The organism is Plantibacter sp. Mn2098 (assembly GCF_049319745.1).
Lineage (GTDB): Bacteria > Actinomycetota > Actinomycetes > Actinomycetales > Microbacteriaceae > Plantibacter.
In genome coordinates this window covers 49,345-62,751 of the sequence record NZ_JBMOUH010000005.1, presented here as the reverse complement: position 1 = coordinate 62,751, position 13,407 = coordinate 49,345, and the positions used below count along the sequence as shown (strand labels likewise).

The 13,407-nt window shown below is 68.3% G+C and carries 15 protein-coding genes; 7 read left to right on the top strand and 8 right to left on the bottom strand.

Features of this window, described 5'->3' with window-relative positions; all coding sequences use genetic code 11:
• Nucleotides 1–88 precede the first annotated feature (88 nt).
• Together metX and ACL9RL_RS09030 are read right to left on the bottom strand one after the other, a co-directional pair.
• Nucleotides 89–1,294 (bottom strand): homoserine O-acetyltransferase MetX, encoded by a 1,206-nt coding sequence (gene metX / locus ACL9RL_RS09035; RefSeq protein ID WP_422779908.1) that lies wholly within the window; start codon nucleotides 1,292–1,294, stop codon nucleotides 89–91.
• Between the two features lie 140 nt (nucleotides 1,295–1,434).
• On the bottom strand, nucleotides 1,435–2,760 hold the full coding sequence (locus ACL9RL_RS09030; RefSeq protein WP_422779907.1) for a bifunctional o-acetylhomoserine/o-acetylserine sulfhydrylase: 1,326 nt from the start codon (nucleotides 2,758–2,760) through the stop codon (nucleotides 1,435–1,437).
• A gap of 304 nt (nucleotides 2,761–3,064) precedes the next feature.
• On the opposite strand from ACL9RL_RS09030, the gene ACL9RL_RS09025 reads away from it, so the two are divergent.
• Nucleotides 3,065–3,847 (top strand): SDR family oxidoreductase, encoded by a 783-nt coding sequence (locus tag ACL9RL_RS09025; RefSeq protein ID WP_422779906.1) that lies wholly within the window; start codon nucleotides 3,065–3,067, stop codon nucleotides 3,845–3,847.
• Between the two features lie 156 nt (nucleotides 3,848–4,003).
• Here the strand turns inward: ACL9RL_RS09025 and ACL9RL_RS09020 are convergent, their stop codons facing one another.
• On the bottom strand, nucleotides 4,004–5,485 hold the full coding sequence (locus ACL9RL_RS09020) for an MFS transporter (RefSeq protein WP_422780138.1): 1,482 nt from the start codon (nucleotides 5,483–5,485) through the stop codon (nucleotides 4,004–4,006).
• A gap of 85 nt (nucleotides 5,486–5,570) precedes the next feature.
• Here ACL9RL_RS09020 and ACL9RL_RS09015 point away from each other — a divergent pair, with 85 nt between their 5' ends.
• From ACL9RL_RS09015 to ACL9RL_RS08995, 5 genes are read left to right on the top strand one after another with little or no spacing between them, the layout of a single operon-like run.
• Nucleotides 5,571–6,137, top strand: coding sequence for a phosphoribosyltransferase (locus tag ACL9RL_RS09015; RefSeq protein ID WP_422779905.1), 567 nt, complete (start codon nucleotides 5,571–5,573; stop codon nucleotides 6,135–6,137).
• A 9-nt stretch (nucleotides 6,138–6,146) separates the two neighbouring features.
• Nucleotides 6,147–6,968 (top strand): Type 1 glutamine amidotransferase-like domain-containing protein, encoded by an 822-nt coding sequence (locus tag ACL9RL_RS09010; RefSeq protein ID WP_422779904.1) that lies wholly within the window; start codon nucleotides 6,147–6,149, stop codon nucleotides 6,966–6,968.
• Entirely contained in the window at nucleotides 6,968–7,519 is a 552-nt protein-coding gene (locus tag ACL9RL_RS09005; protein WP_422779903.1) for a hypothetical protein, read from the top strand. Before ACL9RL_RS09010 ends, ACL9RL_RS09005 begins: the two co-directional genes overlap by 1 nt.
• Before the next feature lie 27 nt (nucleotides 7,520–7,546).
• A complete protein-coding gene (locus tag ACL9RL_RS09000) occupies nucleotides 7,547–8,332 on the top strand; it encodes a uracil-DNA glycosylase (RefSeq protein WP_422779902.1) in 786 nt (261 codons plus the stop codon).
• A 9-nt stretch (nucleotides 8,333–8,341) separates the two neighbouring features.
• The gene (locus tag ACL9RL_RS08995; protein ID WP_422779901.1) at nucleotides 8,342–8,923 is read left to right on the top strand and encodes a GNAT family N-acetyltransferase; all 582 of its coding nucleotides are present in this window, start codon (nucleotides 8,342–8,344) and stop codon (nucleotides 8,921–8,923) included.
• Between the two features lie 4 nt (nucleotides 8,924–8,927).
• Here ACL9RL_RS08995 and ACL9RL_RS08990 read toward each other — a convergent pair whose 3' ends face one another.
• From ACL9RL_RS08990 to ACL9RL_RS08980, 3 genes are all read right to left on the bottom strand, one after another.
• Nucleotides 8,928–9,713, bottom strand: a complete 786-nt coding sequence (locus ACL9RL_RS08990; protein WP_422779900.1) for a hypothetical protein — start codon at nucleotides 9,711–9,713, stop codon at nucleotides 8,928–8,930.
• The gene (locus tag ACL9RL_RS08985) at nucleotides 9,710–10,588 is read right to left on the bottom strand and encodes an ABC transporter ATP-binding protein (protein ID WP_422780137.1); all 879 of its coding nucleotides are present in this window, start codon (nucleotides 10,586–10,588) and stop codon (nucleotides 9,710–9,712) included. The genes ACL9RL_RS08990 and ACL9RL_RS08985 overlap by 4 nt, the downstream gene beginning before the upstream one ends.
• A gap of 92 nt (nucleotides 10,589–10,680) precedes the next feature.
• On the bottom strand, nucleotides 10,681–11,043 hold the full coding sequence (locus ACL9RL_RS08980) for a GntR family transcriptional regulator (RefSeq protein ID WP_422779899.1): 363 nt from the start codon (nucleotides 11,041–11,043) through the stop codon (nucleotides 10,681–10,683).
• A gap of 108 nt (nucleotides 11,044–11,151) precedes the next feature.
• Between ACL9RL_RS08980 and ACL9RL_RS08975 the strand changes: the two genes are divergently transcribed.
• Entirely contained in the window at nucleotides 11,152–12,618 is a 1,467-nt protein-coding gene (locus ACL9RL_RS08975; RefSeq protein WP_422779898.1) for an amidase, read from the top strand.
• Here the strand turns inward: ACL9RL_RS08975 and ACL9RL_RS08970 are convergent.
• Entirely contained in the window at nucleotides 12,615–12,917 is a 303-nt protein-coding gene (locus tag ACL9RL_RS08970) for a transcriptional regulator (RefSeq protein ID WP_422779897.1), read from the bottom strand. The genes ACL9RL_RS08975 and ACL9RL_RS08970 overlap by 4 nt on opposite strands.
• Nucleotides 12,907–13,374: a hypothetical protein gene (locus tag ACL9RL_RS08965; RefSeq protein WP_422779896.1), complete on the bottom strand. Its 468-nt coding sequence runs from the start codon at nucleotides 13,372–13,374 to the stop codon at nucleotides 12,907–12,909. The genes ACL9RL_RS08970 and ACL9RL_RS08965 overlap by 11 nt, the downstream gene beginning before the upstream one ends.
• Nucleotides 13,375–13,407: the final 33 nt, after the last annotated feature.

The window sequence follows — 13,407 nt, the reverse complement described above, 5'->3', positions numbered from 1 at the left end:
CGGGTGGCACCCGTGGCGGGGTATTTTCTGCGACAACTGTTGATCAGTGGTCGGATCGTCCTGTCCTGGCGCGGATCTCGGTCAGCGGTCAGGCGTCGAGCAGTCGTCGCAGATGCGGTCCGACGAGAGCGTTCTCGATCAGGAAGCCGTCGTGCCCGAAATCGGAGGAGATGACCGCCGGAAGCGTGCCGTCGAGGTTGCCGGAGAGGTGCATCGCGATCTCCTCCTGACCGGACACCGGGAACAGCCGGTCGCTGTCGATGCCGAGGACGAGCGCCGGCCCCGCGTACCTCCGGAGCGCAGCGCCGATGCCGCCTCGATCGCGGCCGACGTCGTGCGAATTCATCGCCTCGACGAGCACGATGTAGCTGCCGGCGTCGAAACGGCGCGTGAACTTGTTGCCGTGGAAGTCGAGGTACGACTCCACCGCGAACCGGCCGCCCTTCCCGAGCGGGCTGACGCTCGACTGCCAGCTGCGTTCGAAGCGAGCATTGAGTTCGCCCGGGCTGCGGTAGTTGAGCAGCGCCATCCGACGTGCGAGTGCCAGTCCGCGGTGCGGCCCGTCGCCGTCCGGTGCGTCGTAGTAGTCGCCTCCCTCGAAGTGCGGGTCCGTGCGGATGGCCTCGAGCTGCACGAAGTTGAGCGAGATCTGGTCGGCCGTGGTGATCGGGGGAGCCGCGATGACGGCGAGCCGTTCCACCTCATCGGGGTAGGTGACGGCCCATTCGAGCGCGTGCATGCCGCCCATCGACCCGCCGACCACGGCAGCCCAACGGTCGATGCCCAGGTGGTGTCCGAGACGGTGCTGCGCCTCGACCTGGTCGCGGACGGAGGTGTAGGGGAAGCGCGAACCCCACTCGACCCCGTTCGGGGCGAAGGACGATGGTCCGGTGCTGCCCTGGCAGCCGCCGATCATGTTCGGTGCGACGACGAACCACTTGTCCGTGTCGATCGCGAGCCCAGGTCCGACGATGCCGGGCCACCAGCCGGCCGTCGCGTGGCCGTTGCCCGCCGCGCCGAGGACGTGACTGTCGCCCGTGAGCGCGTGCAGGAGCAGGAGGGCGTTGTCGCCGTTCTCCGACAGGGTGCCCCAGGTCTCGTAGGCCACACGGGCGTGCGGGACGAGGCCGCCGTGCTCGAACTGTAGTTCGCCGATGGCCGCGAACAGGCGGTCGCCCGGACGGTCGCCGTCGCGCCATGCGCCGCTCGACGGCGGGTTGGCGAGGAGCGCTCCCACCTCCGCTTCGGTCACGAAACGGGACGGGACGCTGTCTTCGGGTGTCTGCCAGTCCATAGACCACCATTCTCGTGCACCCGTGGCATCGGCATTGACTGTGTTACGACGCGGGCGCAGACGACGGACCCCGCCTGACGCGCTGGGCGTCGGCGGGGTCCGAAGTGGTGGTGCTGTGGTCGTGCTGTGTTGCAGTCCGATCAGACGCGGGCGGCGTCCGCGACGAGCTTCGCAGCGGCGAGGCCGGCCGTGAGGTCCGCCTTGATGTCCTCGATGTTCTCGAGGCCGACCGAGAGTCGCACGAGGCCGGGCGTGACGCCAGCCGTCAGCTGCTGCTCAGGCGTCAGCTGCGAGTGCGTCGTCGAGGCGGGGTGGATGACGAGCGAACGGACGTCGCCGATGTTCGCGAGGTGCGAGAACAGGTCGAGCGAGTTCACGAACGCACGGCCGGCGTCGACGCCGCCCTTGAGCTCGAATGACAGGACCGCCCCGACGCCCTTCGGTGCGTAGCGGTTGGCCGCCTCGTACCATGGGCTCGACGGCAGGCCGGAGTAGTTGACGCTCGCGATGTCGGGGTGCGCGTCGAGCCACTCTGCGACGTCCTGCGCGTTCTGCACGTGACGCTCGATGCGGAGGCTGAGGGTCTCGATGCCCTGGATCAGCTGCCAGGCGCTCGCCGGAGCGATCGCGGCGCCGAGGTCGCGGAGCAACTGCACACGCGCCTTGATGATGTAAGCGAGGCCGTCGCCGACCGCGTCCGTGTAGACCGCGCCGTGGTAGGAGGGGTCGGGCGTCGTGAGGCCTGGGAAGCGCTCGGCGTTGCCCGTCCAGGAGAACGTGCCGCCGTCGACGATGACACCGCCGATGACCGTGCCGTGACCGCCGAGGAACTTCGTGGCCGAGTGGACGATGATGTCGGCGCCGTGCTCGAACGGACGGATGAGGTACGGGGTCGCGATCGTGTTGTCGACGATGAGCGGGACGCCGGCCTCGTGGGCGACGTCCGCGACGAGGCGGATGTCGAGGACGTTGATCTTCGGGTTGCCGATGGTCTCGGCGAAGAACAGCTTCGTGTTCGGGCGGACCGCGCGGCGCCACTCTTCTGCGTCGTCCTGGTTCTCGACGAAGGTGGTCTCGATGCCGAGCTTCGCGAGCGTGTACTTGAAGAGGTTGTACGTGCCGCCGTAGATCGACGATGAGGAGACGATGTGGTCGCCGGCCTGCGCGATGTTGAGGACCGCGGAGGTCTCAGCGGCCTGGCCGGAAGCGAGCAGGAGGGCGCCGGTGCCGCCTTCGAGGGCTGCGACGCGCTCCTCGACGACCGCCTGGGTCGGGTTCTGGATGCGCGTGTAGATGTTGCCGAACTCGGCGAGGGCGAAGAGGTTCTTCGCGTGGTCCGCGTTGTTGAAGACGTAGCTCGTGGTCTGGTAGATCGGCGTTGCGCGGGCGTTCGTCACCGGGTCCGGCTGTGCGCCGGAGTGGATCTGCTTGGTTTCGAAACGCCAGTCGGCGGATGCTTCGGTCATGGTGTCCCCTTGTCGATCGGGTAGCGGTGGGTCGTTGTCTGTGGTCGTGCGTGTGTTGTGCCGTGCTCGTCGGAACACGCACGGTGGAGGGTGTGGTGGTCCTGCGCCGACGCCCGCGGTGCGATGCTTCGGTGCACCGCCTGTGAACGTCGTGAAGCCAGGGTACCCGTGTGGATGGCATCGGCAAGGAGTCCGGAAACACGGCGTAATCGCCTGGGGGCGGGCACCCGCGAAAACACGCGGATCCTGCGGGGCCCAGGCGCCTGCGGGAGTGCTGTGAACGCTCCGTGGGTACGCTTGGAACATGACGACGAGACGTGTTGTGGTGACCGGTGCGAGTTCTGGGATCGGTGAGGCGACGGCGCGTTCGTTCGCCGCCCGCGGATGGGACGTCGTCGCGGTCGCGCGCCGTGCCGACCGCCTCGATGCGCTCGTCGCGGAGATCGGCGGGGTCGCGGTGGTCGCGGATCTGACGGTGCAGGCCGATGTCGATGCGCTCGCAGCGCACGTGGCGGAGCTGGGCGGCGCGACGGCGCTCATCAACAACGCCGGCGGCGCGTTCGGGCTCGCGTCCGTGGAGGACGGCGACGTCGAGGACTGGCGACGGATGTTCGACATCAACGTGCTCGGCACGAAGCGTGTGCTCAGCGCGCTGCTGCCGCAGTTGCGCCGGGGAGCTGCCGAGCAGGGCGTCGGAACGGCGTCGATCGTCGGCATCACATCGATCGCCGGCCACGTCGCCTACGAGGGCGGCGGCGGTTACAACGCGGCGAAGTTCGCCGAGCGGGCGCTGTTCGAGGTGCTGAGACTCGAGTTGAACGGTGAGCCGATCCGGGTCATCGAGGTGGCTCCTGGCATGGTCGCGACGGAGGAGTTCTCGCTCGTGCGCTTCGGCGGCGACAAGTCCAGAGCCGATGCGGTGTACCGGGAGGTGCCGGAGCCGCTCGTCGCAGAGGACGTAGCCGAGGCCATCGTGCACGCCGTCGAGCTGCCCGGTCACGTCAACCTCGACCACATCACGATCAAGCCGGTCGCGCAGGCGGCCCCCTACAAGCTCGCCAAGGGTCCGCTCTCCTTCAAGTCCTGAGCTTCCGTCGTCCCCGCCAATCGTCCCCGCCCGCTCCCTGCTCCGTTCGGACTCTTCGCAGAATTCAGGAACATTCGCCTCGGTAAGCGCTTCACGGTGTTGGGTAAGCGTCTTCCTGTCCTGAATTCTGCAAATCTTCCTGAATTGCGGAAGAGGTCAGGGGGTGGGGGAGGACGTGGGGGAGGGCGCGGGGAGCGGGTCCGGGACGGGATCGGCGTCCGCGAAGGCCAGCTTCGGGACGAAGAAGAGCAGGACGGCCGCGACGAGTGCACCACCGCCGCAGACCGCCCAGACGATGAGGTAGCCGCTGAGGCTCGACGCCGAAGCGGTCACCGCGGCTGAGGCGCCGGCGAACAGCACGACTCCGAAGACCGCGGACGCGAACGAGCCGCCGATCGTCTTCGTCGTGTTGGTGAGTGCCGATGCGACACCCGTCTGCCCGCGAGGTGCTGCCGCAGCAGCGGCGGCCGGCATCGCTCCGACGAGTGCACCAGAGCCGATGCCCGCGATGCACATGTTCATAAACACCTGCCACGTCTCCAGATGGAACGGCAGGAAGAGCAGATACCCGGCCGCGACGAGGAACGCAGCGACGATGAGGGCGAAGCGCGGCGTGCGCCACTTCGACACCAGCGGGAACAGGAGCGCGCCGATGATCATCGAGATGAGATACACGCCGATGAGCGTCGAGATGTCACCGGCATCGAGCCCCAGCCCGTAGCCGTTCTCCCGCGGCGTCCCCGCGTAGGTGCTGAGCGGCGCCTGGGCCCCCAGGAGGCTGATGCCGATGAGGCCGGCCGTGAGCTGCACCGGCCACATGTTCGGCTGGCGCAGGACGCGGAGGTCGATCGCCGGGTCTTCCTGTCGCAACTCGTACCGGCCGAACGGAACGAACATAACGACCCCGAGCACGATGATCGCCCACACCCACCAGGTCTCCGGTCCGTTGAGCCGCAGGAACGTGAGTCCTGAGGTGATGAGCAGGAGGGCGAGCGAGAGCAGGACGAACCCGCCGAGGTCGAGTTTCCGGCCGGGGAGCGGCTCCGACTCCGGCACGCCGAACAGGATCGCGAAGAACACGAGCGAGACGGCGACGGCCGGCAGCATCAGCGTCACCTGGACGTTGCCGCCGAGGGCCTCGAAGATGCGGCCGCCGGACAGGGCGCCGATGATCGCGCCGGCCTCCAGCGCCACGACGAGCAGACCGGCCGCGCGCCTGGTCTGCGAGGCGCCGGTGTTCGTTCGTCGGCCGCGCTCGAAGATGAGCGCGATCTCCAGCGGCAGCCACACGACGTAGAAGCCCTGCAGCGCCCATGCAGCGAGGAACGTCCAGAAATTGTCGGCGAAGACGAGCCACCAACTGGCGCCGGCGGTCAGCACGGTCGCGATGAGGAGCACACGCTTGTGGCCGAACATGTCGCCGACCTTCGCGAGGACAGGCACCACGAGTGCGGAGAGCAGCAGCTGGGCTGCCTCGAACCAGTTGAAGTCCGCATCGTGGATCCCGAGGTGCTTGACGAGGTCGGGGATGAGCGGGACGTAGTAGCCCTGCAGCACACCGCTCGTGATCTCCACCAGGAAGAGCCATCCGATGAGCCCGAACGTGATGCCCGCGGCAGAGCCGCGGAAGAGTGCCATGCGATCCGTCGGAGCTTCGGGGCCAGTCGCCTTCGTCATGCACGGATGGTACAGGGAGCCGACACGCGCAGGATAGCGTTGGAGCATGTCGACAACGAACGAGGGTGCAGCGCCCGCAGAAGCTGTGCAGGAACCGCTCACGAGCGCATTGCCGGCATCGGCCCCCGAGCGCGAGGTCCTCACGTGGGCCGGATTCGGTGACGCGTCCCGGGAGCTCGGGACAGCGATCGTCGCAAGTGGATTCCAGCCCGATTCGGTCGTTGCGATCGCGCGCGGTGGACTGCTGCTCGCTGGAGCCCTCGCCTACGCGCTCGACGTCAAGACGTGCGGCGCGCTGAACGTCGAGTTCTACACCGGAGTCGACGCCCGCCTGCCCGAACCCGTCCTCCTGCCGCCGCTGCTCGACATCACGGGTCTGCCGGGGAGCCGGGTCCTCCTCGTCGACGACGTCTCAGACTCCGGTCGGACGCTCGCGCTCGTCCTCGAACTGATGAAGGCGAGCGGCGCAGAGGTCCGGACGGTCACGCTGTACGAGAAGCCGGGCACCGTCCTGCGCCCCGACTACGTCTGGAAGCGCGTCGATCGCTGGATCTCGTTCCCCTGGTCGACGCTGCCGACCATCACGCCGGAGTCGATCGCCCAGGGCCGGTAGGGTCGACGGGTGAGCGTATTCCTTGTCGGTGGGCCGAGCCTGCCTGAAACCGAGTCGACCGTCTACCGGGCCTTCCTCGCGGAGGCTGCCGCGCTCGCGGTCGTCGCCGGTCGCACGGCTCCGCGCATCGCGGTCGTTGTGGTGCACCACGAGGACGGGACGGACGATGCCGCGGCGCTCGCCGACAGCATCGCACGCGTCGCAGCAGCCTCACCAGACGCCCCCAACAGCATCGACGCGGCACAGATCGTCCTCGGCATCGGGGGAACGGTCGACCAGGCAGCACTCGCGAACGTCGACGGCATCGTCGTTGGCGGCGGCCTGCCGTCCGCGTACGCGAGCGCACTGGCACCCGTCGCGGGCGAGGTCCGCCGCCTCGTCGCGACCGGCCTGCCCTACCTCGGCATCTCCGCCGGTGCGATGATCACGGCCGACAACGCGATCGTCGGCGGCTGGCGCATCGGCGACGTCCCGGTGAGCCCTGAGGGCACCTCGGAGGGCCTGGACGAGGTCACCCTCGCGGACGGCCTCGGGCTCATCGACCTCGCGGTCGACGCCCACGCAGCCCAGTGGGGCACGGTGTCGAGGCTCGTCGCCGCCACGGAGGCCGGGATGGTCGACGGCGGCCTCGCTGTCGATGAGGACACGGCGCTCGTCGTCGGCCAGGGCGCGCTGCGCGTCCTCGGCGGCGGAAGTGTGTGGCAGGTCTTCACGACCGAGCACGGCGTCGTCGTGCGGACGGTCGGCGCAGAACACGAGGGCGACGACGACCTCGGGGACTTCGACGACCTCGACGACCGCACCACCGACACCGATGGGGAGCACGCCTGATGGAACGCCTCGAACGACTCCGTATCCCGGCCAGGCGCAAAGCCACCGAGATCGGCCGCCAGCTGACGGACACCACTCCCGGTTCGGTCGTCCGCGCCACCTTCGTGAGCGCCGGGTACGGCACGTACCAGGTCACCGGTTTCGCCAGACAGGTGTCCAACCTCTACGTCGCCGGACTCGAACTCGGCACGCCTGGGAAGCCGTCGCGCGACATCGTCGCACTCGAGCCGCGTGAGGACGTCGACTTCCCGACGGACACGGAGGCGGTGCCGGACCGGGCAGCGCTGCAGGCCTCGCTCGCCGCCGTGCAGTCCGGCGACGTCGTCCATGCGACTTTCGCCGACCCCAACTACGGGCCGTTCGCCGTGCTCGGCGTCGTCGTCGCGTCCCCGGATGCTCGCGAACGCCTCGTCGGCGCCTGGTTCCTCACCCGCGACGGCGGCCCGGCGGCCCGGCTGATCGACATCGAGGTCTTCGCTCAGGCCGCAGACCACGACCTCCCGGTCCCCGCCGCGCTCACGACCTGGCCGTCCGCGAAGGACGAGGCGTGACGATGACCGGGCCGCACGCGTAACGACATGGCCGCGGATATCAACGACGGCGCGGTTCCGCTCTGGGATCCTGAGCCGGGCGAGGCGGATCCGGCGCTTGCGGGTGTCGCAGCGGACAACGAGCCGTTCGGCACCTTCGCGGACCTCGTCGCGGCGGGGCGCATCGACGCGGGATGGGCCGAAGCCCTCGAACCCGTCGCCGCGCAGATCGATGCCGTCGGCCGGGTGCTCGACGCCGACATCGCCGCCGGTCATCCGTATCTGCCGGCCACCCTCAACGTCCTCCGGGTCTTCGAACGGCCCATCGACGATGTGCGTGTGCTGATCGTGGGCCAGGATCCGTACCCGACACCCGGGCATCCCATCGGCCTCTCGTTCGCGGCAGAGCGACACGTCCGTCCCGTCCCGCGCAGCCTGCAGAACATCCACCGGGAGCTCCGCGACGACCTCGGCATCGAGACGCCGGTGCACGGCGACCTCTCCAGCTGGAGCGAGCACGGTGTGATGCTCCTCAACCGGGTGCTCACGGTCAGGCCGGGTGAAGCCGGCTCGCACCGTCGCATCGGCTGGGAAGGGATCACCGAACACGCCATCCGGGTGCTCGCGGCACGGGATCGGCCGCTCGTCGCGATCCTGTGGGGGCGTGATGCGGCGACCCTCGCACCCGTGCTCGGCGACGCCGGGGTGATCGAGTCGGCGCACCCCAGCCCGCTGTCAGCATCGCGCGGGTTCTTCGGGTCCAAACCGTTCAGCCGCGCCAACGCGATGCTGGAAGCACGCGGTGCGGAACCGATCGACTGGCGCATCGCTTAGGCTTTCCTCGTGCTGGAAGAGGAATACGAGAACCGCCGGGTGCTGCCACCGCATCTGCGAAAGACCCCTGCGCCCGAAACACCGTTCACGTTCACGATGCGCGAGGCGACCGCGGAGGACCTGCCGTACATCCGGGAGATCTACAACCACTACGTGGCCAACAGTGTTGTGACGTTCGACGAGGACGCGATGACGCTGCGCGAGTGGAAGACGAAGTTCGCCTATCTGCAGAAGCAGGGCATGCCGTTCATCGTCGCGGTCTCGCCGACCGGTCAGATCCTCGGCTACGCGCTCGTCTCGCCGTGGAAGCAGAAGCGCGCCTACCGTTTTACGGTCGAGAACTCGATCTACCTCGGTGCAGCTGCCACCGGCAAGGGCCTCGGGACGGCGCTCCTCGGCGAGCTCATCGAGCGATCGAAGGCCGCCGGCCTCAAGGAGATCCTCGCCGTGATCGCCGACAAGGGCGCCGAGTCCTCGATCGCCCTGCACGAGAAGTTCGGATTCACCGAGGTGGGCCGGATGGGCCGGGTCGGCTTCAAGTTCGACCGCTGGATCGGGACCGTCCTGCTGCAGAAGTCGCTCAAGCGCTGATCGGTCAGAGCTTCGGGGTCGCCCGTCGCAGGATGAAGTACCCCGCGACGGCGCTGACCGCCGCCACGAGCAGCATCCAGGCGACGACGCCGACCGGCCCTGCCGTTGCGAACCAGTTCCAGAAGTCGCCCCAGGCGTGGTTGAGCGTCAGGAGCGCGATGCCGCCGGCCGTTGCCAGGGCGAGGACGCCCCCCATCACGTACATACCGTAGACGCGCCACCGCATGTACACCGTTCCCCAGGCGATGCCGAAGAAGGCGAAGAAGAGGAACAGCCCGACGAAGACGAACAGGCGCTCCCACACCGGCCCGTTGCCGAAGTAGACCACGGTGAACATGTGCCCGCCGAGCCACCAGCCGTTCGTCCACTGTTCGACGTAGGACAGGACGGTCAGGATGCCGCCCCACAGCGCCGACAGGAGCACGAGCGAGATCGCCGTGCCGAGGGAGAACTCGCGTCGGGTCACGCTGAGTCCGAGCGCGTAGGGGAAGGTGAGGTTGATGGCCTGGATCGAGATCACCATGAGGTACGCGAAGACGTAGGTCGTCGCACCCGTGAACTGTGTGCCCGCAAGCGCGTCCGCACGGTCGACCGGTGCCGTGTTCGCGACGATGAGCGCCCAGATGCTGATGTTCACCACCAGGATGAACGCGAGGATCATCGCAGGGATCCACAGGACGGTCCAGCGGTTGATCCAGCCGAGACGGACGACGTTCCAGATCCGGTTGCCGCCGATCGACGGTGTGCCGATGAGGTCGTGGGGCGATGGGGAGGCGATGGTCGTGGTCATGATGCGTTCTCGAATTCCTGCTCGGAAGACCGGGTCTTCTGCACGATGAGTTGTTGGAGGGACACCGGGGAGAGTTCGAGTCCGGCGCTGATGGCGGCGGTTCGCTCCGCGTCCGTGAGGCGGCCGACGGTCACGGAGGCGAGGCCGCCGATCCCGTCGCGGTGGAGGACTTCCCGGCCGGTGACGAAGTCGTCGACGGTGGTGCGGCGGCCGACGACGGTCGTGGCGGAGTCTCGCACGGTGTCGGCGTCCTCGTCGAGCAGGATGCGGCCCTGGTCGATGAGGATCACCCGTTCGAGGAGGTTCGCGACCTCATCGATGAGGTGGGTGGAGAGGATGACGGTCCGGGGGTGCTCTGCGTAGTCCTCGAGGAGCCGGTCGTAGAAGATCTGCCTGGCGACGGCATCGAGGCCGAGGTACGGCTCGTCGAAGAAGGTGAGGGGTGCGCGGGACGCGAGGCCGACGATCACACCGATCGAGGAGAGCTGCCCTCTGGACAGCTTCTTGATGCGGCGTTTGACCGGGAGCCGGAAGTCGTCGATCAGTCGTTCGGCGAAGTCCTGATCCCACTGCTCGGAGAACCACGGCGCGCTCCGGAACACGTGCAACGGTGTGAAGTCGTCCGGATACTTCTGGCTCTCCTTGATGAAGGACACCCTGCGGAGGACCGCCGGGTTCTCCATTGGATCCTCGCCGAAGACGCGGATGTCACCGCTCGTGCGGAACTCCTGACCCGTGAGCAGGTGCATCACGGTGGTCTTGCCGGCCCCGTTGCGACCGAGGAGGCCCGTGATCGTGTTCGGGTGGATGCGGAAGGAGACGTCGTCGACCGCCGTGAGGCCGCCGAAGCGCTTGGTGAGCCCTGCGACGTCGATGACGGGGGCGCCTGCTCCGTCCGCTCGATTCGAGACCGTCGCGGGGTGTGTGGCATCGGGTGCGGCATCGTGTGCTGCATCGTGTGCGGTGTTCACTGGGGAACCCCTTCCGTGTGGATCATGTCGGCCAGTTGGGAGGCATCGATGCCGAGCTTCGCGGCTTCGACGAGCAGCGGACGAACGTATTCCTCGCGGAACGCGTCCCTGCGGGTGCTGATGAGGCGCTCGCGGGCGCCGGTTGCGACGAACATGCCAATTCCTCGTTTTTTGTACAGGATGCCGTCGTCGACGAGACGATTGACCCCTTTTCCCGCGGTTGCGGGGTTGATGCGGTGGAATGCCGCGAATTCGTTGGTGGAGGGCACTTGGCCCTCCTCGGGGAGCGCGCCGTCGATGATGTCGTTCTCGATCTGCTCGGCGATCTGCACGAAGATCGGTCGTCCGTCCTCGATCATGGTCGTGCTCCGTTCGTGGTGCGGTGGTTCATTACTCAACTAATGAACCACCGAAGCCGCATCGTGTCAAGAGGATTCTGTGAACCTGTGCGGCCGTAGGGTTGGAGCATGCCTGAACTGCATGAGCTGAGCGCGCTGGAACAGTGGGATGCGTTGCACCGAGGAGAGGTCGGGCCACTGGATCTCGTGCGGCACTATCTCGATCGCATCGAGCGGGTGGACGGCGATGCGGTCCCGGACGATGAGCGGCTCGGGGCGTTCACGGCGATCGATCGGGAGGGGGCGGAAGCGCGTGCCAGCGGGCTGGGCGATCTCGTTCCACGCACGGCTGCGCTCTGGGGCCTGCCGTTCGCGGACAAGGACCTCGTCGCGCGGGCTGGAGTTCTGACCCGGTACGGATCGAAACTCTTCCGCGACAACGTCCCGACGAGATCGGACGACCTCGCCCTCGTGATGGACCGTGCGGGCGGCGTCAGCCTCGGCAAGACCGCGACGCCGGAGTTCGGGATGTACGGCTACACGACCTCGCTCATCGGCCCGCCGACGCGCAACCCCTGGGACCGCAGCCGCGGATCGGGCGGTTCGAGTGGCGGCGCGGCCGCAGCGGTCGCGGCGCGACTGCTCCCGTTCGCACCGGCGTCGGACGGCGGCGGTTCCATCCGGATCCCGGCGGCTGCGTGCGGACTCGTGGGCGTCAAGCCGTCGCGGGGACTCGTGCCGTCCGCATCGGGGATCGACAAGCTCGCCGGACTCCCGGTCGCCGGCCCCATCGCCCGCACAGTCGCCGACGCGGCCTTCCTCCTCGATCGCATGATCGAGCGCCGGAGGGGCCGCATCGACCACCGTTTCACCCTGCGCGCCCCCGACGTCGACGACGGCCCGCTCCTCGGGCACGCGATCCGCGGCGAGGGGCGGTTCCAGCTGGCGGTCCTGAACGGCACGCCGTGGGACACGGCCTACGATATCCGGATCGACGACGGCGCTCAGGCCGCGGTGGATCGAGCGGTCGAAACGCTCGCCGGGATGGGCCACGGCATCGAAGAGATCGGCCTGCGCGACGCTGAGGTCTACCCGGATGCCTTCCGGACGATCTGGCAGGCCTCTGCCGCCGGCATCCCGGCCAGGACTCCCGAGCAGCTCGCCCTGCTCGAGCCCATCACCCGCATCCTCGTCGAACGCGGACGTGCACTCTCGGCCGAGACCCTGCTCGACACCTTGGCCGTGCTCGCGCGGTTCGAGCAGAGCGTCATCGCCCAGTTCGCCGCCTATGACGCCGTGATCACGCCGTCACTCGCTCGTGCGCCGATCCCGATCGGGTCGTACGATCTGGAGTCGCCCGAACGGAACTTCGAGCAGCAGGTCCTCGATGCTCCGCACACCTCGTTCGTGAACGTCACCGGCCTGCCGGCCATCACGGTGCCGGTGCACCACGTGGCGGGTGTCGGGCCGGAGGGAATTCCGGCCGGTGTGCAGCTCATCGGGCGGCCAGGGGGAGAGGCTGCGCTGTTCGCGATCGCCGCTCAGTTGGAGCGGCGGTTCCACTGGGCGGAGCGGGTGCCTGCCATCGGTCGTTAGCGGGCCGTCGCGGCGTCGCCGTCGAGGAGTCGTCGCAGTGCCGCCACATAGTCGCGATACGCGTGTCTGCCGTCGGGGGTCAGGGCGATCCAGGCCCGTGCGCGGCCGAGCGAGGTGCGCCGCGACATGGTCGCGTAGCCCGCCTCGGTCAGGACGCGGAGGTGCTTGCTGAGCACGGAGTCGGATACGTCGAGAGCGGTCCGGAGCACGCCGAACTCCGCTTCCTCGACGACGGCCAGGTACGCGCAGATCTCCAGCCGCTTCGGCGCGTGGATGACCGGATCGAGGTCAAGCGCCATCTGGGCCCTGCCGTGTAGCCTGCCGGGACCTGCGGGCGAGCGTGCGCTCGAACAGGCGCCAGCAGAGGTTGCTCGTGCAGATGATGAGGGCTGCGGCTGCGATCGCCGGCCAGACGAGCGCCTGCGTGGTCCACAAATGTTCGGCGAGGAGCATGCTGCCGATGGCCAGCGCGACCCACGCGAACATCCAGATGCTCGCGACGCCGTTGCGGGTGCCGGAGACCCACATTCCGGTCGACCGGCGGTACGCGGCTTGCAGGAGCGCTCCGATCCCGAGGAGCGGCAGGACCGCGAGGGACCGCACGAACGGGGTGCCGAACACGAAGGTCAGTGAGAAGGCCGCGGTGAGGACGCCGATGCCCGAGGCGTACCACCACGGGGCTCGCAGTGCTCTGGTCGCAGCCGCCCGTCCTCGTTCCGCGGCGGCCAGCATCGCATCGTTCGACTGACTTTCCATGCCGGAAACCCTACGCTTTCCATCACGGAAAGT

Excerpts from the sequence above, each read along its gene's own strand:
- metX (WP_422779908.1), bottom strand. The coding sequence starts at position 1,294 with ATGGACTGGCAGACACCCGAAGACAGCGTCCCGTCCCGTTTCGTGACC.
- ACL9RL_RS09030 (WP_422779907.1), bottom strand. The coding sequence starts at position 2,760 with ATGACCGAAGCATCCGCCGACTGGCGTTTCGAAACCAAGCAGATCCAC.
- ACL9RL_RS09025 (WP_422779906.1), top strand. The coding sequence starts at position 3,065 with ATGACGACGAGACGTGTTGTGGTGACCGGTGCGAGTTCTGGGATCGGT.
- ACL9RL_RS09020 (WP_422780138.1), bottom strand. The coding sequence starts at position 5,485 with ATGGCACTCTTCCGCGGCTCTGCCGCGGGCATCACGTTCGGGCTCATC.
- ACL9RL_RS09015 (WP_422779905.1), top strand. The coding sequence starts at position 5,571 with ATGTCGACAACGAACGAGGGTGCAGCGCCCGCAGAAGCTGTGCAGGAA.
- ACL9RL_RS09005 (WP_422779903.1), top strand. The coding sequence starts at position 6,968 with ATGGAACGCCTCGAACGACTCCGTATCCCGGCCAGGCGCAAAGCCACC.
- ACL9RL_RS09000 (WP_422779902.1), top strand. The coding sequence starts at position 7,547 with ATGGCCGCGGATATCAACGACGGCGCGGTTCCGCTCTGGGATCCTGAG.
- ACL9RL_RS08990 (WP_422779900.1), bottom strand. The coding sequence starts at position 9,713 with ATGACCACGACCATCGCCTCCCCATCGCCCCACGACCTCATCGGCACA.
- ACL9RL_RS08980 (WP_422779899.1), bottom strand. The coding sequence starts at position 11,043 with ATGATCGAGGACGGACGACCGATCTTCGTGCAGATCGCCGAGCAGATC.
- ACL9RL_RS08975 (WP_422779898.1), top strand. The coding sequence starts at position 11,152 with ATGCCTGAACTGCATGAGCTGAGCGCGCTGGAACAGTGGGATGCGTTG.
- ACL9RL_RS08970 (WP_422779897.1), bottom strand. The coding sequence starts at position 12,917 with ATGGCGCTTGACCTCGATCCGGTCATCCACGCGCCGAAGCGGCTGGAG.
- ACL9RL_RS08965 (WP_422779896.1), bottom strand. The coding sequence starts at position 13,374 with ATGGAAAGTCAGTCGAACGATGCGATGCTGGCCGCCGCGGAACGAGGA.